The organism is Streptomyces sp. NPDC031274, assembly GCF_055570235.1.
The window spans coordinates 261,474-283,042 of record NZ_JBVIHP010000007.1; the positions used below are offsets into that span (position 1 = coordinate 261,474).

General features: G+C 71.3%; 21 protein-coding genes. 15 read left to right on the forward strand and 6 right to left on the reverse strand.

The window, feature by feature from the left end:
- Nucleotides 1-104 precede the first annotated feature (104 nt).
- Nucleotides 105-818 (reverse strand): hypothetical protein, encoded by a 714-nt coding sequence (locus tag ACZ5CR_RS14715; RefSeq protein WP_468857385.1) that lies wholly within the window; start codon nucleotides 816-818, stop codon nucleotides 105-107.
- A 207-nt stretch (nucleotides 819-1,025) separates the two neighbouring features.
- Nucleotides 1,026-1,265, reverse strand: a complete 240-nt coding sequence (locus ACZ5CR_RS14720) for a chaplin (protein WP_453532213.1) — start codon at nucleotides 1,263-1,265, stop codon at nucleotides 1,026-1,028.
- Nucleotides 1,266-1,612: 347 nt separating this feature from the next.
- Between ACZ5CR_RS14720 and ACZ5CR_RS14725 the strand changes: the two genes are divergently transcribed.
- The 9 genes from ACZ5CR_RS14725 (at nucleotide 1,613) to ACZ5CR_RS14765 (ending at nucleotide 12,254) form a co-directional block, all read left to right on the forward strand.
- Nucleotides 1,613-2,716, forward strand: coding sequence for a DUF3344 domain-containing protein (locus ACZ5CR_RS14725; RefSeq protein ID WP_468857386.1), 1,104 nt, complete (start codon nucleotides 1,613-1,615; stop codon nucleotides 2,714-2,716).
- Nucleotides 2,717-2,749: 33 nt separating this feature from the next.
- Nucleotides 2,750-3,904: a glycosyltransferase gene (locus ACZ5CR_RS14730; RefSeq protein ID WP_468857388.1), complete on the forward strand. Its 1,155-nt coding sequence runs from the start codon at nucleotides 2,750-2,752 to the stop codon at nucleotides 3,902-3,904.
- The gene (locus ACZ5CR_RS14735) at nucleotides 3,901-5,385 is read left to right on the forward strand and encodes a sugar transferase (RefSeq protein WP_468857390.1); all 1,485 of its coding nucleotides are present in this window, start codon (nucleotides 3,901-3,903) and stop codon (nucleotides 5,383-5,385) included. The genes ACZ5CR_RS14730 and ACZ5CR_RS14735 overlap by 4 nt, the downstream gene beginning before the upstream one ends.
- 98 nt (nucleotides 5,386-5,483) lie before the next feature.
- Complete coding sequence (locus tag ACZ5CR_RS14740; protein WP_468857477.1) at nucleotides 5,484-6,791, forward strand: O-antigen ligase family protein; 1,308 nt, start codon at nucleotides 5,484-5,486, stop codon at nucleotides 6,789-6,791.
- The gene (gene murJ / locus ACZ5CR_RS14745; protein WP_468857392.1) at nucleotides 6,788-8,464 is read left to right on the forward strand and encodes a murein biosynthesis integral membrane protein MurJ; all 1,677 of its coding nucleotides are present in this window, start codon (nucleotides 6,788-6,790) and stop codon (nucleotides 8,462-8,464) included. The genes ACZ5CR_RS14740 and murJ overlap by 4 nt, the downstream gene beginning before the upstream one ends.
- Nucleotides 8,454-9,254 carry a polysaccharide deacetylase family protein gene (locus ACZ5CR_RS14750; protein WP_468857393.1) on the forward strand — a complete coding sequence of 267 codons (801 nt, stop codon included), beginning with the start codon at nucleotides 8,454-8,456 and terminating at the stop codon, nucleotides 9,252-9,254. The genes murJ and ACZ5CR_RS14750 overlap by 11 nt, the downstream gene beginning before the upstream one ends.
- On the forward strand, nucleotides 9,251-10,429 hold the full coding sequence (locus ACZ5CR_RS14755; RefSeq protein WP_468857395.1) for a glycosyltransferase: 1,179 nt from the start codon (nucleotides 9,251-9,253) through the stop codon (nucleotides 10,427-10,429). Before ACZ5CR_RS14750 ends, ACZ5CR_RS14755 begins: the two co-directional genes overlap by 4 nt.
- Nucleotides 10,429-11,100 carry a YveK family protein gene (locus ACZ5CR_RS14760; RefSeq protein ID WP_468857396.1) on the forward strand — a complete coding sequence of 224 codons (672 nt, stop codon included), beginning with the start codon at nucleotides 10,429-10,431 and terminating at the stop codon, nucleotides 11,098-11,100. The genes ACZ5CR_RS14755 and ACZ5CR_RS14760 overlap by 1 nt, the downstream gene beginning before the upstream one ends.
- 65 nt (nucleotides 11,101-11,165) lie before the next feature.
- Nucleotides 11,166-12,254: a GNAT family N-acetyltransferase gene (locus ACZ5CR_RS14765; RefSeq protein WP_468857478.1), complete on the forward strand. Its 1,089-nt coding sequence runs from the start codon at nucleotides 11,166-11,168 to the stop codon at nucleotides 12,252-12,254.
- Nucleotides 12,255-12,320: 66 nt separating this feature from the next.
- On the opposite strand, the gene ACZ5CR_RS14770 is transcribed toward ACZ5CR_RS14765, so the two are convergent.
- On the reverse strand, nucleotides 12,321-13,628 hold the full coding sequence (locus tag ACZ5CR_RS14770; protein ID WP_468857397.1) for a glycoside hydrolase family 26 protein: 1,308 nt from the start codon (nucleotides 13,626-13,628) through the stop codon (nucleotides 12,321-12,323).
- Between the two features lie 130 nt (nucleotides 13,629-13,758).
- Between ACZ5CR_RS14770 and ACZ5CR_RS14775 the strand changes: the two genes are divergently transcribed.
- Both ACZ5CR_RS14775 and ACZ5CR_RS14780 read left to right on the forward strand, forming a co-directional pair.
- Entirely contained in the window at nucleotides 13,759-15,039 is a 1,281-nt protein-coding gene (locus ACZ5CR_RS14775) for a carboxylate--amine ligase (RefSeq protein WP_468857398.1), read from the forward strand.
- Nucleotides 15,032-16,303, forward strand: coding sequence for an NAD(P)-binding domain-containing protein (locus tag ACZ5CR_RS14780; RefSeq protein ID WP_468857400.1), 1,272 nt, complete (start codon nucleotides 15,032-15,034; stop codon nucleotides 16,301-16,303). Before ACZ5CR_RS14775 ends, ACZ5CR_RS14780 begins: the two co-directional genes overlap by 8 nt.
- 246 nt (nucleotides 16,304-16,549) lie before the next feature.
- On the opposite strand, the gene ACZ5CR_RS14785 is transcribed toward ACZ5CR_RS14780, so the two are convergent.
- The 3 genes from ACZ5CR_RS14785 to ACZ5CR_RS14795 form a co-directional block, all read right to left on the reverse strand.
- On the reverse strand, nucleotides 16,550-17,494 hold the full coding sequence (locus ACZ5CR_RS14785) for a chaplin (protein WP_468857402.1): 945 nt from the start codon (nucleotides 17,492-17,494) through the stop codon (nucleotides 16,550-16,552).
- Between the two features lie 97 nt (nucleotides 17,495-17,591).
- Nucleotides 17,592-17,849 carry a chaplin gene (locus ACZ5CR_RS14790; protein WP_453532176.1) on the reverse strand — a complete coding sequence of 86 codons (258 nt, stop codon included), beginning with the start codon at nucleotides 17,847-17,849 and terminating at the stop codon, nucleotides 17,592-17,594.
- A 207-nt stretch (nucleotides 17,850-18,056) separates the two neighbouring features.
- Nucleotides 18,057-18,467, reverse strand: coding sequence for a rodlin (locus ACZ5CR_RS14795; RefSeq protein WP_453532173.1), 411 nt, complete (start codon nucleotides 18,465-18,467; stop codon nucleotides 18,057-18,059).
- A 205-nt stretch (nucleotides 18,468-18,672) separates the two neighbouring features.
- Here ACZ5CR_RS14795 and ACZ5CR_RS14800 point away from each other — a divergent pair, with 205 nt between their 5' ends.
- The 4 genes from ACZ5CR_RS14800 (at nucleotide 18,673) to ACZ5CR_RS14815 (ending at nucleotide 21,568) form a co-directional block, all read left to right on the forward strand.
- Nucleotides 18,673-19,083, forward strand: a complete 411-nt coding sequence (locus ACZ5CR_RS14800) for a rodlin (protein ID WP_468857404.1) — start codon at nucleotides 18,673-18,675, stop codon at nucleotides 19,081-19,083.
- 672 nt (nucleotides 19,084-19,755) lie between these two features.
- Nucleotides 19,756-20,646 (forward strand): LCP family protein, encoded by an 891-nt coding sequence (locus ACZ5CR_RS14805; RefSeq protein WP_468857406.1) that lies wholly within the window; start codon nucleotides 19,756-19,758, stop codon nucleotides 20,644-20,646.
- A 111-nt stretch (nucleotides 20,647-20,757) separates the two neighbouring features.
- Nucleotides 20,758-21,165, forward strand: coding sequence for a rodlin (locus ACZ5CR_RS14810; RefSeq protein WP_468857407.1), 408 nt, complete (start codon nucleotides 20,758-20,760; stop codon nucleotides 21,163-21,165).
- A gap of 103 nt (nucleotides 21,166-21,268) precedes the next feature.
- Nucleotides 21,269-21,568: a trypco2 family protein gene (locus tag ACZ5CR_RS14815; protein WP_468857408.1), complete on the forward strand. Its 300-nt coding sequence runs from the start codon at nucleotides 21,269-21,271 to the stop codon at nucleotides 21,566-21,568.
- Nucleotide 21,569 lies beyond the last annotated feature (1 nt).

The following is a 21,569-nucleotide window of genomic DNA, read 5'->3' on the forward strand; positions in this document are numbered from 1 at the left end:
CCGGAGCCGGCACGGTCGGGGGCGGTCGGAGGTCCACCCCCTCCCCCCCCCCCCCCCCCCCCCCCCCCCCCCCCCCCCCCCCCCGACGGGCATATGGCCGAAGGTCAGGAAAGCGCCGGTGTCTGGGGCAGTGCCGCCGAGCCGGTCGGCGCCTTGGGCAGGGCGGGCAGCCCTGCCAGGTCAGGTTTGGGAAGGCCGCCGCCGAGCAGTGTGGCGGCGACGAGGTTGACGAGGCCGGTGAGCACGGGCGGAACGGCGGTTGCCACCTTGGTGACGTCGCCGCCGGTGGCCGCCTTGAGCAGGGCGTCGACCGAGGCCTGCAGTGCCTTCAGGGCGTCGGCCTTCGGGTCGGCCGCCGCCCTGGTGCCGTCAGAGGCGCCGTTCGTCAGCGCCTTGGGGAGCGCCGGGGTTTGCGGGAGCGCCGGGGTCTGGGGGAGCGCGGCGGTGTCCGGGAGCCCCGGAGCCGCCGGGGTCTCGGGGAGAGCGGGCGCCTTGGGGGCCACGGCGGCGGCCTTCGTGATGGCGTCCTTCACCGGAGCGGCGAGCTTCGTGGCGTCAGCGGCGGGCAGTTGGCCCTTGTCGGCCTTCAGCACGGCGGTGAGCAGATCGGTGACCGGGGTGAGCACACCGCCGGCGTCGCCCAGTGTCTTGACCTGGGCGAGCAGCGCGTCCGCCTTGGGGACCGGCGCGCGGGCGGCCTCCTGGGAGCTGCCGTGGGGGGAGTCGCTCCCGGCCGCCATGACGGGGCCGGCCGTCCCGAGGAGGAGCGAGGTGCACAGGACGGTTGTCGCGATACGCCGTACGGGCAGAGCGCGCATGGGTGTTCCCTTCGGTGATGCGTCGGATCTTGTGTTCACCGTGAAAGCGGTGGACACCGGCCGCAACCGAGCGACTGCCATTTGGGGCATGGCGGCCGTTCGGGGACGCTCAGGACCGCTCGGGGAAGCTCAGGATCGCTCGGGAACGCACGACGGCCGTCCTCCTCGGGGGAGAACGGCCGTCGCTCAGTGCGTGCTGCCGAGGTGTCAGCTGTTGACGCAGGTGTTGCCGAACGCCGGGTTCAGCAGACCGATGACGTCGACGGTGTTGCCGCAGGCGTTGACCGGGATGTGGACCGGGACCTGGACGGCGTTGCCCGAGATGACACCGGGGGAGTTGGTGGCGGCCCCCTGGGCGCCGGCGTCGGCGGCGGCGATGCCGGCGCTGCCGGCCATGGCGGCCACGGCAACGGTGGAGAGGGCGAGGGCCTTCGCGGTACGCGACATGGAGAGTTGCTCCTTGGTCTGTTGATGCATCAGCAGGGCGGTGTGCCCGGCCCATGGATCAACGGACTTCGCCCGCCGGGGTTGTGGGCCCAAAAGGGTGATCTGCTGGCGCGGGGTTCACGCGGCGGCCCATCGGCCCGTACTCCCGGCGGCCCGGGAACGTTACGCACTTCACGATTCCGACACACTTGTCAGCCTTCCTGGATTAATACAGGAAGCGGTTAGTGTTGCTCTCCTCCTGAAGTCATTTGAAAGAACAAGTGCGGGAAGTTACGGGTCGAGTGTGACTGTCGCATTTCAATTAACCCACCTGGTGCGGAACCTTTCGCGAAAGGGCAACGCCGGTCATGCGTAATTCCCTGCGCCCCCGTCTGCGTAGCTTGACGCTGTGCGCCTTTTCCCTGGCGGTCGTCGTCATGCCGGGCGGTCACTCAGTGGCCGCGCCCGCGCCCCCCGCCGCCGCCGAAGCGGGGAGCATCGAGTTCGCGCAGCGCTATTACGCCCTCCAGCACGGCGGAATCACCCGCGCGGCCAACACGGCCATCACGTGCCGGAAGCCGATGGCCGCCCGCGCGGTCTCGTGCCCTTCCGCCCGCGGCGGCGAAGCGGCCGCCAACAACGACTTCGACATGTTCTACGTCGACGTCGACAAGGACCCGAACACCTACAACTCGAGCCGCGGAGAGGTCCGGCTCCCGCCGGGCTCCCGCGTGTCCTACGCGCGTCTGTACTGGGGCGGCAACCTCCGCGTCGGTGAACAGAAGCCGCCCGAGGACAACGGCAAGGCCCTGATCGCCGAACCCGGCGGCAGCTACAAGCACGTGAAGGCCGACACCCTGGTCGGGCACCGCACCGCCAACGGAGCGGACGCCTTCCAGGCATCGGCGGACGTCACGCCCCTCGTCGAGTCCGGTGGCGAGGGGCTCTACACCGTCGCGCAGGTCAATGTGGCGATGGGGCACTCCAAGGCCGGGGCATGGGGCGGCTGGACGCTGGTCGTCGCGTACGAGAACGAGGACGCGCCGCTGCGGCACCTGACCGTGTGGGACGGCTTCGACTCCTTCGACGCGAACCGGCGCAGCCACGCGATCCGGCTCCGCGGCATGCCGGTCCCGGCCCGCGCGAAGGGCAGCGTCGGCATGGTCGCGTACAACGGCGACCGCGGAACGGCCGGTGACACGCTCACCGTGTCGACCGACCGGAGCAGGCCCGTGCGGCTCTCCGACCCGGCGAACCCCGCACGAGACGTCATGAACTCGACCATCAGCGAGCCGGGCAGGCGGATCGCGAGGACGCCCGCGTACGCCAACACGCTCGGCTACGACTCCGACATCTTCCGGCTCGACGGGGCCCTCAAGGCCGACCGAAAGGGCCTGCTCATCCGTCTTGCTTCGCAGCGAGAGTCCGCGTGGGCCGGGGTGCTCTTCGCCGCTGTGGACGCGAAGCGGTAGCGCATCACCTTCCCCCTGAGCAAGGCGCCGTGCATGCAACTGTCATCACCTGACCACCGGCTGAGCGTCCTTCACGTCGCGCAGCCCGTCGACGGCGGAGTGGCCCGTGTGGTCACCGACCTGGTGAGGTCCCAGCTGTCCGCCGGGATGCGGGTCGACGTGGCGTGTCCGGACGGCGGCTGTCTGCCGGATGCCGTACGGGGCCTGGGGAGCGCCGCCCACAGGTGGGCGGCGACCCGCTCCCCGGGGCCGGGTCTGGTGGGCGAGGTGCGGCGCATCGCCCGTATCGTCGACGAGCTGCGGCCCGACATCGTGCACGCGCACAGCGCCAAGGCCGGGCTCGCCGCCCGGCTCGCCCTGCGCGGCAGGGTCCCCACGGTGTTCCAGCCGCACGCCTGGTCCTTCGAGGCGGTCGGCGGCGCGACCGCGCGCCTCGCCCTGCGCTGGGAGCGCTTCGGGGCCCGCTGGGCCACGCACGTGATCTGCGTCAGCGAGGCGGAGCGGCTCACCGGGCAGCGGCACGGGATCGACGCGCGCTGGTCCGTCATCCCCAACGGGGTGGACGTCGAGCGCTTCCGTCCCGTGGCCGCGCAGGCGGCGCGGACCGCCCTGGGGCTCCCCGGACAGGCGCCCGTGGTCGTGTGCGTGGGGCGGCTGTGCAGGCAGAAGGGGCAGGACGTCCTGCTGCGGGCCTGGACCGCGGTCACCGAGCGGATGCCGGACGCCCGGCTCGTCCTCGTCGGGGACGGACCCGACGGAGCCGGACTTCGCGAACAGGCGCCCGCCTCCGTGCGGTTCGCCGGGGACGTCGAGGACGCCACGCCCTGGTACCGGGCGGCCGACCTCGTGGTCCTGCCGTCACGGTGGGAGGGCATGGCACTCGTACCCCTGGAGGCGATGGCCTGCGCCCGCCCCGTGGTGGTCACCGATGTGGACGGCGCGCGCGAGAGCCTGCCGCCCGAACTCGTGCCCCACGGCCTGGTTCCCGCCAAGGACCCGGAGGCGCTCGCGCGAGCCCTCGTCGCTCTGCTCGGCGATCCGCCCCTTCGGGAATCCCTCGGCCGTGCGGCGCACCGCCACGTATCGAACACCCACGATGTGCGGCACACCGCGGACGCTGTCGCGGCCGTGTACCGCGAGCTACTGGGCGTGGGGCCCATCAAGTGCAGGGAGTCCATCAACCCGTGAGTGCGGAACGAACTGTCGCCACCCCTGCCGCGCAGCCACGGGCGGCCGACCATGCCATCGCCACCGCCTCGGTCATCCCTCCCCGCGGGGCCGGGAGCGGCCGCAGGACGAGCATCACCTGGGGATCATCGGCACGCCGCTCATCGGCGGCCTTCCCCCTGTTCGCCGTGGACTGCACCGCCGCCCTGCTCGGCACCGTGCTGCTCACCGGGCCGCAGCGCCACCCCCTCCTCATGGCCCTGCTCCTGGCCGCCGTGACCGGCCTGAACGCGCGCGCCGCCCTGTACCGCCCGCTCGTCGCGCCCCGCGCGCTCGACGAACTCCCCTCGCTGGCCTGGCAGGCCCTGCTGAGCTGGTGCGCCGTGGGGCTCGTGGCCGCGAGCTTCTCCGCCCTGAGCCCGCTCTCCCTCACCACCACGTGCACGGCGGCGGCACTCCAGAGCGTGCTCTGCTGCGCGGGCCGCGGCGCCTTGTACGGGTGGGCGCGAAGATCGGCGCTCCGGCAGCCGCGCCCCGCCCTGGTGGTCGGCCCCGGCGCCGTCGCCCGGCGTGTCGCGGAGGCGGTCCTGCGCCATCCGCAGGCCGGAGTGCGGCCCGTGGGCATCGTGGGCGACGCGCCCGCCGGGCGCCCGGAGACGGAGGGCGCCGAACTCCCGGTGCTCTCCACCATCGAGGAGCTGCGCCGCGCGGTCATCCAGAACGCCGTACGCACCGTCCTGGTCGTCGGGCCGACGCCGGGCCCCGAGCAGATCGGCTGGCTGCGGGGGCTGAGCGGCTCGGGCTGTGACGTATGGGCGATCGACGCGACGCAGCCGCCGGGTTACGACGCGCCGGGACGCCAGAGCAGGTCGGGGCAGCTCGCCGGGTTCCCCTGCCGTCCGCTCGTGCCCGCGCGGCGCAGGCACTTCAGCGTCAGCAAGCGCGCCCTCGACCTCGTGACCTCGGGGCTCCTGCTGCTGCTCATCAGCCCCGTGCTCCTCGCGTGCGCCGCCGTCCTGCGGGCCACCGAAGGACCCGGGGTGATCTTCCGTCAGGAGCGCATCGGCAGGGACGGGCGGCTGTTCACGCTCCTGAAGTTCCGCACGCACCGCCCCGCCGACCCGCACGAGGCGGCCACCCGGTGGACCGTCGCGGGCGAGCAGCGTATGAGCCGGTTCTGCCAGTTCCTGCGCCGAACGTCGCTCGACGAACTGCCCCAGCTGTGGAACGTCTTCCTCGGCGACATGAGCCTGGTCGGCCCGCGCCCCGAACGCCCTTATTTCGTCGGCCAGTTCAGCCAGAAGTACCCGGGCTACGCGGAGCGCCACCGGATGCCGACCGGCATCACCGGGCTCGCGCAGATCCAGGGACTGCGCGGCGACACCTCGATCGAGGACCGGTGCCGGTTCGACAACGCCTACATCGACAGCTGGTCGTTCTGGCAGGACCTCTGCATCCTGCTGCGCACCGCCGCCTCTCTCGTACGTCCGACGGGGAGCTGACGCGGGTGAACGGTGCCTCGATCACGCTCTTCCCGGCGGGCTCACCGGCCGCCGCCCTTTCGTCGGCCCTCCGGAGCGCCGGTCCCGTACTGCCGGTCATGGCCGTGGTCGCCCTGCTCGCGCTGCCCGTGCCGCCGCACGACGGCGGCTCCGGTGGCGGTACGGCCGCCGACGCGGCCTCCGCCGTGGTGGTGCTCTGGTGCGTGGCCCGCACCGTGCGCGGGGCGCACCGCCCACTGACACGGACCGCCGCCGTCGTACTCGGTCTGCCGGTGCTCGGCATCGCGGTCGCCGCGGTCGGCGCGAGCACCGTGTCCGCCGGGATGACCGGCCTGGTGCGCTACCTCCAGATCTTCGTCCTCGTACCGGCCGCGATCCTGGTGCTCGTCCGCGACCGCCGCGACTTCCGCCTGGTGGCCTGGTCCCTCATCGGCCTCGCCCTCTTCCAGGGCTCGCTCGGCGTCTATCAGTACGTCACCGCGACGGGCGCCAGCTACATGGGCTCGGACGTCAGGGCCGTGGGGACCTTCGGCCCGACGGACGTCATGGGAATGGCGACCGTGGTGTCGTACGGAGTGGTGTGCGCCCTCGCTCTCGCGCTCGGCCCGGCTTCCCCGAAACAGCGTCAGGCGGCGCTTGTGTGCGCACTGCTCCTCGTCGTGCCGCTCGCGCTCTCCTTCAGCCGGGGCGCCTGGATCGCCACCGTCGTGGCGTGCGGCGCGCAGCTCGGACTCGCGGGGGTGCGCCGCGCGCTGCGGGCCCTCGCGGTCGCTGCCGCCGTTGCCGTCGTCCTCGTGGGCGGCTTCGGGATCGGTACGCAGCTGCTGCAGGAGCGGATCACCAGCATCACGCAGGTCACCGACGCCCCCGACCAGTCGGTCACCGACCGGTACACCATGTGGGCCGCGGCGGTGGACATGTGGCGGGACGAGCCGGTGGCGGGCGTGGGACTCAAGGCCTTCCCCGACCACCGCGACAGCCACGCGTCACTGGCCCTCTCGTCGGCGAGCGACACCGGGGGCGCGGGGGCGCAGTTCAGCCGCCAGCCGCTGCTCTCCCCGCACAACATGTATCTGCTCGTCCTCGGCGAACAGGGGCTGCTCGGCCTGTGCACGCTGGTGGGCAGCTGGGCGGCCTGCCTGCTGCTCGGCCTGCGGCGGCTGGCCCGGGTGCGCGGGGGCGCGGGCGTGGACTGCGCGCTGGTCGCCTGCGGTCTTCTGGTGTGGCAGCTGGTGGACTTCTCGTACGCCGACATCGGTGGTCCCTCGACGGTCCTGATGGCCGTGGTTCTGGGGCTCGTGGCCTGGTGGGCGCTGTCGGGCCGTGCGCTGTCCGCGTCGGTGCCGGTGTCGGCGCCGGTGTCCGTGTCGGTGTCGGGTGCAGCGCCGGGGGAGGTGCCGCGATGACCTCCACGACCCACACCGTGGACACCGACCCGGTCGGCGAAGTGCCCGCGCCCGCCGTCGAGGCCGAGCCCGTCAAGGGATCCGACCCCTCCAACGGCTTTCTCGCCAAGGCCGCTCTGATCACCGCGGTCCTCACGGTGGCCGGATCGGTGCTCGGGCTCGTGCGCGACCAGGCGCTCGCCCACTTCTTCGGTGCGGGCTCCGAGACCGACGCCTTCCTCGTCGCCTGGACCGTCCCCGAGCTGGCCACCACGCTGCTCATCGAGGACGGCCTCGCGTTCGCCCTCGTCCCCGCCTTCAGCATGGCGCTCGCCCGCCGGGGCCTCGGCGCGCGCCGCGACCCCGTCCGCGCCCTGGTGGCCGCGTCGCTGCCGCGCCTGATGCTGGCGTCCGGTGCCGTCGCGCTGCTCCTGATGGCAGGGGCGCCGCTCCTGGTGGAGGTCCTCGCGCCGGGCCTGCCCGACCCGCGTCTCGCCGTGGACTGCACCCTGCTCACCGCCACCTGCGTCTTCACGTTCGGCCTCGCCGGGTACTGCAGCGCGGCGCTGCGAGCGCACCGCCGGTTCGTGGCACCGGCCGCCATCTACGTCTTCTACAACATCGGCATCATCACCGCGGTGTTCGTCCTCGCCCCCCGCTACGGCGTCCGTGCCGCGGCCCTCGGTGTCGCGGTCGGCGGCGTACTCATGGTGCTCGTCCAGGCTCCCTCGCTCTGGCGCCGGCTCACCCGCGACACGGCCGACGTGCCGCACGACGGGAAGAAGGGCGGCCCGGCTCCGGCGTTGATGAGCACCACCCTCATCGCCACCGTGCTCCTTTTCGCGCTGTGCAGGCAGTCGCAGGTGCTCATCGAGCGCTTCCTGGCGTCCTCGCTGCCCGCCGGAGCCATCTCGCACCTCAACTACGCGCAGAAGGTGGCGCAGGTGCCGATGGTCCTCTCCCTGATGCTGTGCACGGTCACGCTCCCCGTCGTCGCGCGTGCCCTGGCCGAAGGGGACGTCGAGCGGGCCAGGTCGCGCGTCGAGCGGGACCTGGGTCTGGCAGGCTGCGTGGTCCTTCTCGGCACCGCCGTCGTCATCGCCTGCGCGCCCCAGTTCATCCAGATCCTCTTCCAGCGGGGCGCGTTCACCGCGCAGGACACCGTCGCCACCGCCGCCGTGATGCGCGTGTACGCCCTGGGGCTCCTGGGCCACACGCTGGTGGGGGCGCTCGTCCGCTCCTACTTCTCCGGCGGGCGCGCCACGTGGTTCCCGCTGGGCGCGATGGCGGTCGGGGTCGCGTCGACCGCCGGGATCGGCAGCTGGGCGGTCGACCTGTGGGGCGTACGCGGCATCGCGCTCGCCAACGCCGCGGGGATCAGCGTCACGGCCTTCGTGCTGCTGTGCGGGATGGGGCCGCGCAACGTGCCGATCCGGGTCCGCAAGGTGGTGGGCGAGCTGGCCAAGCCGGTGACCGCGACGGTGTGCGCCACCGGGGCCGGCTGGTTCCTCGCGAGCCTCGTCGACTCGCCGTTCGTCTCCTTCGCCGTCGGCTGCTCGGCCGTCTTCGCCGTCTTCGTTCTGGGGCTCTGGGTGCTCAGGGCCCAGGCCTTCGACCCCATCGTCCGTGCCGCCAGATCCCTCGCCACATCCGCCATCACATCCGCCACACGAAAGCTTACGCATGTCCGTTGACACAGCACTTGGTGAGACCTCCCGTTCGCGGCGCACGCGACACTGGCTGCCGCAGGCGCCGATGTGGGTGGCGATGTACCACTCCGTGGACGACTGCGCGGACGACCCGTACAAGATCACCGTCTCTCCCGAACGCCTCGCGGCCCAGCTGCGCTGGCTGCGGCGGCAGGGGCTGCGCGGGGTGAGCATGACGCGCCTGCTCACCGCGCGCGCACGCGGCGAGGGGCGTGGCCTGGTCGGCCTCACCTTCGACGACGGGTACACCGACTTCGTCGACCACGCCCTGCCGCTCCTGCACCGCTACGACTTCGACGCCACCGTCTTCGTGCTCCCGGGCCGCCTCGCCGGTGACAACGCGTGGGATCCGCTGGGCCCGCGCAAACCGCTCCTGAGCGCGGAGGGCATCCGCCACATCGCCGCCCAGGGGATGGAGGTCGCCTCGCACGGTCTGACGCACGTCGACCTCACCCAGGCGGACGACCGGCTCCTTTGGCAGGAGACCAGCGGCAGCCGCACCGCCCTTTCCGACCTCATCGGCCGTGAGGTGGAGGGCTTCTGCTATCCGTACGGCACCGTGGACCAGCGCGTCGTCGACACCGTACGGACGGCGGGCTACCGCTACGCGTGCGCGATCTCCCCGGGCCCGCTCACCGGCGTCCACGCCCTGCCCCGCGTCCACATCGGGCAGGAGGACACCGCCCTGCGGCTCCAGTTGAAGCTGCGGCTCAACCGCCTGCGCCGCCGTACGGTCCGCGAACCGGCGGCGCGCGAAACGGCGGTGGCCGAATGAGGGCCCTGCACATCATCACCGGCCTCGGAGTCGGCGGCGCCGAGCAGCAACTGCGCCTGCTCCTACGCCATTTGCCCGCGACCTGCGACGTCGTGACCCTCACCAACCCCGGCCCGGTGGCCGACGGGCTGCGGGCCGACGGAGTGCGCGTCATCCACCTGGGCATGTCCGGCAACCGCGACCTGGGCGCGCTGCCCCGCCTCGTGAAGGTCATCCGTGGCGGCGGATACGACCTCGTGCACACCCACCTGTTCCGCGCCTGCCTGTACGGGCGCGTCGCCGCCCGTCTCGCCGGGACGCGCGCGGTCGTGGCCACCGAACACTCCCTCGGCGACTCACAGATGGAGGGCAGGCCGCTGACGGCGGGCGTCCGCGCGCTGTACCTGACCGGGGAGCGACTGGGGCGGGCCACGGTGGCGGTGTCCCCGTCCGTCGCCGAGCGGCTCAGCCGGTGGGGGGTGCCCCGGCAACGTATCCACGTCGTACCGAACGGCATCGACGTGGAGCGGTTCCGCTTCGACCCGCGGGCCCGGATCGCCGCCCGCCGTCAGCTGGGGCTTCCCGACGAGGCGTTCGTCGTCGGCGGGGTGGGGCGCCTCGCCGTGGGCAAGCGCTTCGACGTCCTGCTGCACGCGGTGGCCGGGCTGCCCGGTGACGTACGCGTGCTGCTGGTCGGAGGCGGCCCCGACGAGGGCAGGCTGCGTGCGACGGCGGACCGGCTCGGTGTCGCGGACCGGGTGGTGTTCGCGGGGGAGCGGCCCCAGCTGTCCACGGATGTCGCCGAAAAGACTGCCGAAGAGGCCGCCGAAGAGGCCGCCGAGGAGGGGGCCGACCTGCCGGCGCTCCTCGCCGCCATGGACGTCCTCGCCTCGCCCTCGCCCGAGGAGGCCTTCGGCCTCGCCGTCGTGGAAGGCATCGCCGCCGGACTGCCGGTGCTCTACGTCAGGTGCCCCGCCGTCGAGGACCTCCCGCCGGACGTGGCAACCGGCGCCGAGCGCGTCACGGGCGACCCGGGTTCCTTCGTGCGGGCGCTGCTGCGGGTCCGGGCGGCGGGGCCGCGGCCACGCCTCGCCGCGGAGGCCGCCCACCGCTACAGCATCACCCGCAGCGCAGCACAGCTGATGCACGTATACGAGGCAGCTGCCTCCGGCTCGACCCCGAGAGTGAGTTCCTGATGACCGAAACCCTGAGCAGGCGGCTTCGTCCGGCCGGTCACCCTGCCCCGATGCTCGCCCGCGTGAAGCGGCTGCCCGTGTGGTGGCTCCTGCCGACGGGTGCCGTCCTCGGCGCCCTGACCGGCGGCGTGTACGGCGCGGTGAAGACCCCCGAGTACACCGCGACGAGTTATGTGATCGCCGTCCCGCAGAAGGACTCCGACCCCACCGCCGCCCTTGGCTTCGCCACGGCGTACGGCCGGGTCGCCACGCAGCTCGCGGTGCTCGGTGACGCCCAGGTGGAGTCGGGCGTCTCGGCGCAGAAGCTGCGCGAGAGCGTGCAGGCCGCCACCTCGCCCGACGCCCCGATGATCTCCATCTCGGCGTCCGCGGCCGAGCCCGGCAAGGCGGCCGACATCGCCAACGCGGTCTCACGCTCCCTGACCAACAACGCGAACCACACCAAGGAGAGCACGAAGGTGCGCCTCCTCCAGCTCTCGCGCGCGGTCGAGCCACAGGCCCCCGCGTCGGCGGCGGCCCCCATGACCGCCCTGGTGGGCGGCTGCGCGGGAGGTCTGCTCGGCGGGCTCGCCCTCCTCGTGCGCCCCCGGCGCGACGGGTCCGGCGAGGACGGCGCACCGGCCACGGTGCCGGGCCCCGCGCAGTCCGCCGACGTCAACAGGGAGAGGTGATGGGGGTGACCGAAACCATCGAAACCATCCAAGCTGTCGAGACCGGCACGGCAGTCGACACGTCCCTGACCGTCGAACTCTGCACGGACGAAGGGGAGTTCGGGAGTCTCGCCGGAGCGTGGGCCCGGCTGCACCGCAGATGCCGGACGGCGACGCCGTTCCAGAGCCACGCGTGGCTGCACTCGTGGTGGCTCTCCTACGGAACGCGCGGGCGGCTGCGCGTGGTCCTCGTACGCAGGGGTGGCGAGCTGATCGCCGCGGCGCCGCTGATGCGCGTGCGCGTACCGCTCCCGGCGCTCGTGCCGCTCGGCGGTGCGATCTCCGACTTCAGCGATGTGCTGCTCGACGACGAGTTCGCCGACGAGGCTGCGGACGCGCTGGCCGACGGCCTTTCGGAACTGGCCCGCGGCGCGCTGATCGACTTCCGCGAGGTCCGTTCCGGAGCCGCGGTGGAGCGCGTCTACGAACGCTGGAGCGGGCCCCGGCTCCGCCTCGTCGACTCGCTCTGCCTCGAACTGCCCGCGGCATCGATGGAGGAGCTGCTCGGGCGGCTGCCCGCACCACGGGCCCAGCGGGCGCGCGCCAAGATCCGGAAGATGGACGCGCTGGGCGTCGAGCGCCGGATCGTGGGGCACGACGAGGTGGACGCGTCGGTGCGCACGCTCCTGCACCTGCATCAACTCCAGTGGCAGGGAAGGAAGGTGACGTCCGAGCACCTTCAGCCGCGGTTCTCCGAGCACCTGATCAGGTCGGTGGGGCTGATGGTCAGGGCGGGCGACGCGGTGGTCACCGAGTTCCGGCTCGACGACGACGTGGTGGCGGCCGATCTGACCCTCCTTTCGCCGCATCTGGTCGGCGGCTATCTGTACGGGGCGCATCCGCGGCTGCGGGAGCGGAAGGTGGACGTGGCGACGATGCTCCTGAACGCCTGCACGGAGCACGCCGAGGGCGACCGGAGCCGTGTCCTGAGCCTCCTGCGCGGCAACGAGCCGTACAAGCACCACTGGCGCCCCGAGGAGGCCACCAACCACCGGCTGTTGCTTGCCCGCAGGCGCACCGCCCCCGTGCTGCGGGCCGCCGCATGGGACGCGGCGGCCCGCAGTCGGGGCAAGGAGTTCCTGCGCAAGCGCCGGGAACGCCAGGAGCGGTCCTGATCAGGTCCGCTCGTACTCAGGGTCCGCTCGTACTCAAGCCCGCTCATACTCAGGGCCCGCTCGGACTCAGGGCCGCTTGTACCAGTCCAGGCGCATGCACAGCTTGCCGCCCATCCAGTACTCGGCCCAGTCGCCCAGGTTCAGCGGCGAACAGTTCGGCGGTGTCGTGGGCCGCGTCGGCTTCGTCGGCTCCGGGACCGGCTCGGTGTCCTTGCGGCCGAAGAGCAGGGAACGGTAGGCCTTGGACGACTTGGGGTTGTCCTCGCACTGCCACACGCCGTGCGGGCAGTAGTCGGTGACGGTGTTGTACAGCGGTTTGTGCTCGTCCATCCAGGCGAGCATTTTCCGCATGTATTCCTCGTTGTCGCCGTTGCGGAAGAGACCCCACTCCGGATAAGAGATCTCCTTCCCGTGCTCCTTCGCGAATTCCACGTGCTGCTTCAGGCCGTACGGCTCGCTGACCTGCCGGGCGAAATCGGTTCCGGTCGGCTGGTCGTACGAGTCCATGCCGATGATGTCCACGACGTCGTCGCCCGGATAGCACTGGGTCCAGGGAATGGCGTCCCGGCCCCTGTTCGGCGTGAAGTCGAACTTGAATTTCTGGCCCGGCACCGAACGCATCGTCGTGATGATGCGCTTCCAGTACTTCTTCCAGGCCTCCGGGTCGGGACCACACCGATGGGTGTACGTGGTGCCGTTCATTTCCCAGCCGAGCACGATGACGGTGTCGGGCACCTTGAGCTTCACGAGCCGTTCGGCGAGGGCGCGGTAATGCTCGTCGAAATCACCCGCCGCGCCCCTGCGGAGCAGCGAGCGGACCTCCGTGTCGCCGACGTGGTCCTCGTTGCGCTCCATCATGGGGACGTTGAGCACGAAGAGCCGGTCGTCCTTCGCGCGCCGCCAGTCGGCCCAGCTCTCGAGGAAGTCCGGCGCCCCCTCGATGTTGCTCCACCGGTCGCCGGGCAGGTAGGTGTGCCCCACGCGCAGCTCGGCGCCGCCCAGCCATGTGCTGAGCTCGGCCATGCGCTCGACGCCCTTGGGCCCGTAGTCGAGGTAGGCGCCGAAGGCGGGCTTCTTGTCGGCCGCCGGGGCCGAGGGGCTCGCCGGGGCGGCCGACGGGGTCGCCGGGGTCTCTGGATCGGCCGGAGTCACCGGGGTTGCCGGGGTCACCGGGGTGGCCGGGGTGGCCGCGGAGGACGGGGCGGGCACCGCCGTCGGAAGGCCGGGCAGTGCGGGCAGGCGGACCGGTGGCTCGGGGTCCTGCCCGGCTCCCCACGCGTAGCCCGGTCCTACGGCGAGCGCTGCCGATACGACGATTCCGCCGGCAATGAATGCCAGCCGTCTACTGGTGGTCCGGCGTCTCTGCAAAGCCATGGCCGCTCCTCATGCTGTGCCTCCATCTACTGACACTCAGTCATATGTATTTCTATTGCGCCAATCGAGCCCCTAATCCTCTGGGCGTGCCCATCGCCCGCATGGGGGATCGAATTGAGAGGATTTGGCCGTGCTAACTCTCGACACCCGAGTCCCCGCGGTTCTGCTGCGGATCGACCGGAATCCCTTTCATCACGGCACACTCGGAGCTGTTCGGTCACTTGGCCGCGCGGGAGTGGAGGTACATGTAGCGGCTGCGGAATCCGCGAAGAGCCCGGTGCGCAGATCCCGCTATCTTCATCAGACACACCCCCCGCCCCCGCCGGGTGCCTCCCTCCAGGAAATCGCCGGCGTACTGCGCCGCATCGCCCGCAGGGTCGCAAGGCCGTCCGTTCTCATTCCGATGGACGACGCGGGCGCCCTCGCCATCGGGCGCCTGCAGAGAGAACTGGCCGACCTCTATCTCCTGCCTGACCAGGCGGGCGGGCTCGCGGAACGGGTGGCCGACAAGGCGACGCTGGCCCAGCTGTGCGCCTCGTCCGACATTCCCCACCCTCTGACGCTCCTGCCGGAGTCTCCGGCGCAAGTCGCCGCCGCTGTAAGGCAGTTGGGTCTTCCCGCGGTGGCGAAGTGGAGCCGCCCTTGGCTGGTCCCGGCCGGGACGGATCTGCGCAGCACGGTCCTGGTGCGGTCGGCGAAGGAGGCCCAGGAGCTCTACCGGCGGAGCGAGGAGGCGGGCAGCCGCCTCCTGCTGCAGGCCTTCCTGCCCGACGGCCCGGGCCGCGACTGGTTCGTCCATGGATACGTCGACCGGACGGGCGTCGTGCGCGGCGGCGGCTCCGGCCGCAAGCACCGGTCCTGGCCGCGCGGCGCGGGCCTGACGGCGGTGGGCGAGTGGACGCCCGACCCGGGCCTGCGGGCAGGCGTGGCGAGACTGGTTGACACGCTGGGCTACCGGGGCATCTTCGACCTCGACTTCCGGTGGGACTCCGCTACGGGCGAGCCCTGCCTGCTCGACTTCAACCCACGGCCCGGCGCCCAGTTCCGCCTGTTCGCCGACGGGGCCGACCTGGACGTGGTGCGCGCCCAGCACCTGGACATGACACACCGGCCGCTGCCCGCCGCCGCCGTTCTCCCGGGCCGCAGGTTCGTCGTGGAGAACTACTCCCCGCTGACCGCCCTGCGCGCCCTGATGACGGCGGGCCCCGCCGCCACCGCGGCACACCGCCGCGAGCTCGCCTGGCACGCCCAGGACGACCTGGCTCCCGCCCTCGCCATGTGGGTGCTGTGGTGCCGCCATGTGACGCGTCGCCTCTTCGGCCGCCTGAGACGGAGGGTGCGCCCGACGGTTCCGGCCGTGCCGAAGACGCCCGTATCCACGACGAGAGAGCGAGCAGTTGCTGATGTATGACCTGTTGGTTGTCGGAGCCGGGCCCTACGGGCTCTCCATCGCGTCGCACGCCGCCGGTGCCGGACTCGACGTACGCGTCTTCGGCAGGCCCATGGCGTCCTGGCGCGACCACATGCCGCGGGGCATGTTCCTGAAGTCGGAACCCTGGGCGTCGAACCTCTCCGACCCCCGGGGCCGCTACGGCCTGGCCGAGTACTGCAGGCTGGGCGGCACGGAGGCCCGGCACGGCGAGCCGGTCCCCGTGGAGACGTTCGCCTCGTACGGCCTGTGGTTCGCGCAGCACGCCGTACCGGACGTCGACGAACGGATGGTGGGGTCCCTCAGGGCCTGCCCCGGGGGGTTCGAGGCGACCACGGAGGACGGCCAGACCATCCGTGGCCGCACGGTGGCCCTGGCCGTCGGGGTGATCCCCTTCGTCGAGATCCCCTCGGCGCTGCTCGGGCTCGGCACGGAGCACGTCTCGCACAGCAGCCACCACCGGGACCTGGACCGCTTCCGCGGCAAGGACGTCACCGTGATCGGCGGGGGCCAGGCCGCCCTGGAGACCGCGGCGCTCCTCGCCGAGCAGGGAACGCGCGTACGGGTGCTCGCCCGGTCGCACCAGCTGAGCTGGAACACCGTGCCCCCGGCGTGGAAGCGCCCCTGGCGGGAGGCCGCCCGCGCCCCGCACAGCGGCCTCGGCTGCGGGTGGCGCAACTGGTTCTACTCGGAGGTGCCGGGCGGCTTCCGGCGCCTTCCCGAGGCCACCCGCGCCCGGATCTCGGCGTCGGCGCTCGGCCCGGCCGGGGCCTGGTGGGTGCGCGAAAGGGTGGAGTCAGGCGTGGAGGTGCTGCTCGACCACGAGGTCGCCACGGCGTCGGTCGCGGCGGGCCGGGTACGGCTAGAGGTCGTGGGCGAAGCGAGGTCCGGCGCCCCGGACTTCGAGACGGACCACGTCATCGCGGCCACCGGATTCAAGGCCACGAGCGCGCGCCTTGGCCTGCTCGCCCCGGACGTGCGCGGCAGCCTGGCGGTGAACGCCGCCGGGGAGCCCTACGCCTCCGCGGACTTCGAGTCCTCGTACCCCGGCCTGTTCCTCGCGGGCCTGGTGACGGCGTCCAGCTTCGGCCCTGCCATGCGCTTCGTGCAGGGGGCGTCCTTCACGGCGGGCAGGCTGGTACGAGGGGTGCGACGGAGTCTGCGGCGGGGGCCGGTGAGTCCCGCGGTTCCGGCGCCGGCCGGTGGGCGCGACCGCCGTACGCCCATGGATGCCGTCAAGCGCTGAGCGGCGATCCCGGCTGTCGGGAACTCGATCAGGTGATGCCGTCGGCGAACGGGTGAATCGGTTCTTCGTGGGCGGCGATCAGGTGGTGGACTCTATCGTCATGGGACGGGCCTGGTTGCCCTCCGCCAGCCGTCGGCGTCTTCGCCGTAGGTCGGCAACACCCCCTCGCGGGCCGGCCCCCCTACCGTTCTGGCGGGGAAGAGACCCTTGGGTGTCTCTTCCCCGCCAGCGGCATGTCCGGGCGTACTAGCGACCGGACGAGGCGCGCCCGCGGCGGTACAGGATTGCCCCGCCGAGCAGCAGAGCGGCACTCGCCGCTGACGCGGCCATGAGGTCCTGGTCGCTTCCGGTCTCGGCGAGCCGGGCGGAGGCGTGCGGCGCCGCGGGGGCGGCCTGCGGCACCTGACGGTCGGTCGAGGACGCGACGTGCCGCGGCGGCTGACCGGGCTGCCTCGGCTGGGGGACGGCGCGATCGGTCGGCGGCTCGGCGGCCCGCGGAGGCGTCGGAGGCGTCTCGTGCGAGGGAGGCGTCTCCTGCTGCGGGGGCGTCACCGAGGGCGCTCCGTTGGCGCAGTTGTTGCCCATCGCCGGGTTGAGCACACCGATCACGTCCACGGTGTTGCCACAGGCGTTGACCGGCACGTCAGCGGGCGCCTGCGCGTTGTTGCCCGCCAGGATGCCGGGCGACTGCGCGGCGTCGCTCTCGGCCAGCGCGTGGGTGCCGGCGTTCGAGCCGGAGTGCGTGTCCGAGCGCGAGTCCGTGTCCTCGCCGTACCCGGGTCCGTTGTCCGCCTTGGAGGCCGCTCGCTGCTGCGGCGCCCGCTCCGGCGCCGCGTGCTTGGGCGCCGCATGCTTGGGTGTCGCGCGCTTGGGCGTCGCCGCTCGATGCGGAGCGCTCGCGTGTTCGGCGCTCGCGTGCTCCGCGTGCGTGTGCTGCTTCGGGGCGGACCCGGTGTTCGCGCAGCTGTTGCCGAACGTCGGGTTGGCCACGCCGACCGCGTCGGCGCTGTTGCCGCAGGCGTTCAGCGGGACTTCGACGGGGGCCTGCACGCTGTTGCCCGACAAGATGCCGGGCGAGCCCGCCGCCACCGCGTTCCCGTCCACGGCGAACGCGTTCGAGCCGGACAGGGAGAGGATGCTTGTCGCGGCGGCCGCGGTCGCGAGCATCCCTTTACCAATGGCCTGTCGCATGTAGTTGTCTTCCTCTGAGCAGTGGAAAGCCGGCCTTGGTGTGTCGAAGTGACGGTCCAAGGCCGGCCATGAGAAACAGCCTGGTGGCTGGGTGCTATCAGGTGTTGGCGCAGGTGTTGCCGAACGCCGGGTTCAGCAGGCCGATCACGTTCACGGTGTTGCCGCAGACGTTGACCGGAACGTGCACCGGGACCTGGACGAGGTTGCCGGAGAGAACGCCCGGGGACCCGACAGCCGCACCCTCGGCGCCGGCGTCGGCGAACGCGGGGGCCGCCATGCCCATGGCCATCACGACACCAGCGATGATCGTTGCGCTCTTCTTGTGCTTCACAGATGTTCCCTTCTCTGTGGTCATGCCGATCTGGCAGTCGAAACCGAGCGAGCACTTCTGTTTACGTCTCGCACCATGACCCGCAGTCTGCAAACGAGTTAAAGGGGCGGAAGAAACCACCAGTCTCCGCCATTCGGAAAATTCACCCGAATTACCGCATTCGAAAACGCGGGAGCCCGGGCTGCCCGCCTTGGAGAAGGCGGGCAGCCCGAGCGGTCTCACACCGGTGGATCAGCCGTTGGACTGGCCGTTGCCCGACAGGACCGGGATGTCGTCGAGGATGTGCGACAGCGGCTCGTCGCCCTTCGCCTGCGTCGAGTTCTCGGTGCACTGCTGGTTCTGCGGGGCCGACAGGATCGGGATGTCCTGGACGGCGATCGGCACGAGGCCGACGAGGGAGCCCACGTTCGCCTTGGCCGGGAGGCCGATGCAGGGCTTGTTGAGCGAGCCCTGGACGAGGGAGAGCTGGGGGCTCATGTCGCCGTGCGTCGAGGAGTTGCCGTACGCCTGCTCGGCGCCGTTGCCGCTCAGGGAGGTGGTGCCGTGGTCGTCACCGATGGCGCTCGCGGAGCCGGCTGCGGCAGCGGTCATGCCGACAACGGAAACGGCAACTGCCGCCGTGGCCATAGCCTTCTTCATCATTTTGCGTGTTCCTTTTCTGGCAGACGCTCGAGTCACTGCCCACTGACCAACCTGTCGGGGCGAGTTTGGGTTTCGGGACTTCACTCGGTTGGGGGTCCATCCGGCTCACGTTGGGCCATCAGAGTGAATGGGAGCAACCAAGCGGCGGGCGTGGAGTTAATCAGAGCGCTCCGGCGAACGGGGTTTCTCCAGAAGGGAATTAGTTGTGATCAAGAAGGGTATGGCTGCAGCTGCGGTTGCCGTCTCCGTCGTCGGCATGTCGGCTGCCGCAGCTGGGTCCGCAAGCGCGATCGGTGACGACCACGGCACCACGTCGCTCAGTGGCAACGGCGCCAAGCAGGCGTACGGCAACTCCTCCACGTACGGCAACATGAGCCCGCAGATGGCGCTGATCCAGGGCTCGCTCAACAAGCCCTGCATCGGCCTCCCGGCCAAGGCGAACGTGGGCTCCCTCGTCGGCCTCGTGCCGATCGCCGTCCAGGACATCCCGATCCTGTCGGCCCCGCAGAACCAGCAGTGCACCGAGAACTCCACCCAGGCCAAGGGTGACGAGCCGCTCTCGCACATCCTCTCCGACATCCCGGTCCTGTCGGGCAACGGCGCGGGCAACAGCTGATCTCCCACGCACCGCTCAGCGGGCCGCCGTTCACCGGCGGCCCGCTGTTGTGTGCGCTCTCGTCGTGTACGACCTGGTGGTGTACGACGCCGGCCGGCTGTCAGCCCCGTGGCCAGTGATCGCGTGACATGAGGGCCGCCCACTCCTGGTCGGGGCGCCCCGGAACGGTCTTCCCCTGGCTCTGCCAGGAATCCTGCAGCGATGTGTAGATGGGATCCTCGACGCGGCGTTCCGGAGAGGTTCTGCTCACTGGAATGAGGATCTGACGCTTCCATTGCCGCTTGAAGTCAGCCATGTTCCCTCGCCATTGACGGGCGTGTGTCGAGGCATCTGTTCCAGCTGCTGAATCCGGCGAAACCGACGGCTTAGGGCGAACGAGTTGTTGTTCGTGCGCGCCGCGAAGCCCCGGCGTACAGGGTGCCGTCGAGCGGTTTACCTTTTCTTCGTCCCGGTCCCCCCGCAGCGGAGATCAGCTTGCTCACTCACCTCTCCTCACCGACCGGATTCCGGCGGGCGCGAAGGCTGCGTCTCGCCATTCCGGGGGTCCTTCTGATCGCCGCCGCCGCTGGAATGGGAAACGCCGCGGCACTGCCCCTTCCCGTCCAACGCGTCGATGTCTTCAGCGATATGAAGAATCGACCGGACGAGGGAAGCGGTACGAATATCCTTCTGATGGGAACGGACGGCCGCGACACCATCACGCGGGAAGAGAAGCGTAAGTTCCATGCGGGTGGAGTCGCCTGCGACTGCACGGACACGCTCATGCTGGTCCATGTCTCCGAGGCACGGGACCGCGTCAGCGTCGTCAGCCTCCCCCGGGACTCCTACGCCGAGATCCCCGCGCACCGCGACGAGGCCACGGGCCAGGAGCTCCCGGCGCATCCGGGGAAGATCAACGGCGCCTATGCGGAAGGCGGCCCCGCGCTCTCCGTGCAGACGGTCGAGGGGATGACCGGTGTCCGCGTCGACCGGTACCTCCAGCTCGACTTCCGGCGCTTCATGGACAGCGTCGAGACGGTCGGAGGCGTACGTGTCTGCACGCCCCGCGCCCTCAAGGACAGGACGACCAAGCTCGACCTCGCGCCCGGCAGCCACCGTCTCGGCGGCGGCCGGGCCCTGCAGTACGTCCGCTCCCGCCACGTGGACTCGAGTGCCGACTTCGGGCGGATCCAGCGCCAGCAGCGCTTCCTGATCGGGGCGATGCGCAGCGTACGTACGGAGAACGTCCTGGCCGACCCGGGCAGGGCGGCGGAACTGAGCCGGTCCCTCATCGGTTCGGCGCGGGTCGACCGGGGGTTCAGCACCGGACAGCTGCTGTCGCTCGCGTCGGACCTGGGCAAGCTCCCGGCGTCCTCCATGGAGTTCACCACGGTGCCGGTCAGCGGTTTCAACATGACGGTGAACGGTTCGCTCGAGTGGGACCGGGCCAAGGCCGACAAGGTCTTCGCCGCCCTCGGCGAGGACCGGCCCCTGACGCCTCGCGACTCGAAGGCCAGGATGAGCGATCCGCCGAGGTACAACAGCCCGGCGACCGTCCGCGGGGACACCCTGGAATGCCGTTGACGGCCGTCTGATTACTAGGCCAACCGGATGGTCCGTCGCAACCATCGCCTCATCAGGCAGTTGATCATCACGCGGCTCTGCCAACGGAGCCCGCTCCTGAAGGGAATCACAATGAAGAAGCTCCTGGCATCCGCGGCCATCGCCGCCTCCGTCGCCGGTATCTCGGCAGGGATGGCCCCCCAGGCAATGGCCATCGGTGACGACTCGGGCACCACGTCCCTGAGCGGCAACGGAGCCGAGACGGCGTTCGGCAACTCCGCCACCGCGGGTCACCAGAGCCCCCAGCTCACGCTCGTCCAGGGCACCCTGAACAAGCCCTGCGTCGGTCTGCCGGTCAAGGCGAACGTCGGTTCCCTCGTCGGCCTCGTGCCGATCGCCGTCCAGGACATCCCGGTCCTGTCGGCCCCGCAGAACCAGCAGTGCACCGAGAACTCCACCCAGGCCAAGGGTGACGAGCCGATCTCGCACATCCTGAACGACATCCCGGTTCTGTCCGGCAACGGCGCCGGCAACAGCTGAGAACCCGCCAGGGGCCGGCCGTCGTCGTGCCGGCCGGCCCCTTCGGCTTCCCCCGGACCGCCTCCGCCGTGTGGAGGCGACACGCCGGGGGTAGGGGCTCGGCGTGATTGAACTCGCCGAGATGATCGCGCAGTTACGTGGGGAACTCGCCGCCGCCATGGCGGCGGCCGAGGGTGAGGAACTGGGCTTCGAACTGGGCCCGGTACAGCTTGAGGCGGAGTTCGCCGTGCAGCGGTCGGGTTCCGCGGACGGCAGGATCCGATTCTGGGTCGTCGAGGCAGGCGCCTCCGGCCAGCAGTCGAACAGCACCACCCACCGCGTCACCCTCAGCCTGGAACCCCGCGTCCGCGGTTCCGACCAGCGGCCCTGGGTCAGCGGTGACCAGACCGCGCACGAGCGCTGAG

Coding starts and splice junctions, on each gene's coding strand:
- ACZ5CR_RS14715 (WP_468857385.1), bottom strand. CDS start 818: ATGCGCGCTCTGCCCGTACGGCGTATCGCGACAACCGTCCTGTGCACC.
- ACZ5CR_RS14720 (WP_453532213.1), bottom strand. CDS start 1,265: ATGTCGCGTACCGCGAAGGCCCTCGCCCTCTCCACCGTTGCCGTGGCC.
- ACZ5CR_RS14725 (WP_468857386.1), top strand. CDS start 1,613: ATGCGTAATTCCCTGCGCCCCCGTCTGCGTAGCTTGACGCTGTGCGCC.
- ACZ5CR_RS14730 (WP_468857388.1), top strand. CDS start 2,750: ATGCAACTGTCATCACCTGACCACCGGCTGAGCGTCCTTCACGTCGCG.
- ACZ5CR_RS14740 (WP_468857477.1), top strand. CDS start 5,484: ATGGCCGTGGTCGCCCTGCTCGCGCTGCCCGTGCCGCCGCACGACGGC.
- murJ (WP_468857392.1), top strand. CDS start 6,788: ATGACCTCCACGACCCACACCGTGGACACCGACCCGGTCGGCGAAGTG.
- ACZ5CR_RS14750 (WP_468857393.1), top strand. CDS start 8,454: ATGTCCGTTGACACAGCACTTGGTGAGACCTCCCGTTCGCGGCGCACG.
- ACZ5CR_RS14755 (WP_468857395.1), top strand. CDS start 9,251: ATGAGGGCCCTGCACATCATCACCGGCCTCGGAGTCGGCGGCGCCGAG.
- ACZ5CR_RS14760 (WP_468857396.1), top strand. CDS start 10,429: ATGACCGAAACCCTGAGCAGGCGGCTTCGTCCGGCCGGTCACCCTGCC.
- ACZ5CR_RS14770 (WP_468857397.1), bottom strand. CDS start 13,628: ATGGCTTTGCAGAGACGCCGGACCACCAGTAGACGGCTGGCATTCATT.
- ACZ5CR_RS14780 (WP_468857400.1), top strand. CDS start 15,032: ATGTATGACCTGTTGGTTGTCGGAGCCGGGCCCTACGGGCTCTCCATC.
- ACZ5CR_RS14785 (WP_468857402.1), bottom strand. CDS start 17,494: ATGCGACAGGCCATTGGTAAAGGGATGCTCGCGACCGCGGCCGCCGCG.
- ACZ5CR_RS14790 (WP_453532176.1), bottom strand. CDS start 17,849: ATGACCACAGAGAAGGGAACATCTGTGAAGCACAAGAAGAGCGCAACG.
- ACZ5CR_RS14795 (WP_453532173.1), bottom strand. CDS start 18,467: ATGATGAAGAAGGCTATGGCCACGGCGGCAGTTGCCGTTTCCGTTGTC.
- ACZ5CR_RS14805 (WP_468857406.1), top strand. CDS start 19,756: ATGGGAACGGACGGCCGCGACACCATCACGCGGGAAGAGAAGCGTAAG.
- ACZ5CR_RS14810 (WP_468857407.1), top strand. CDS start 20,758: ATGAAGAAGCTCCTGGCATCCGCGGCCATCGCCGCCTCCGTCGCCGGT.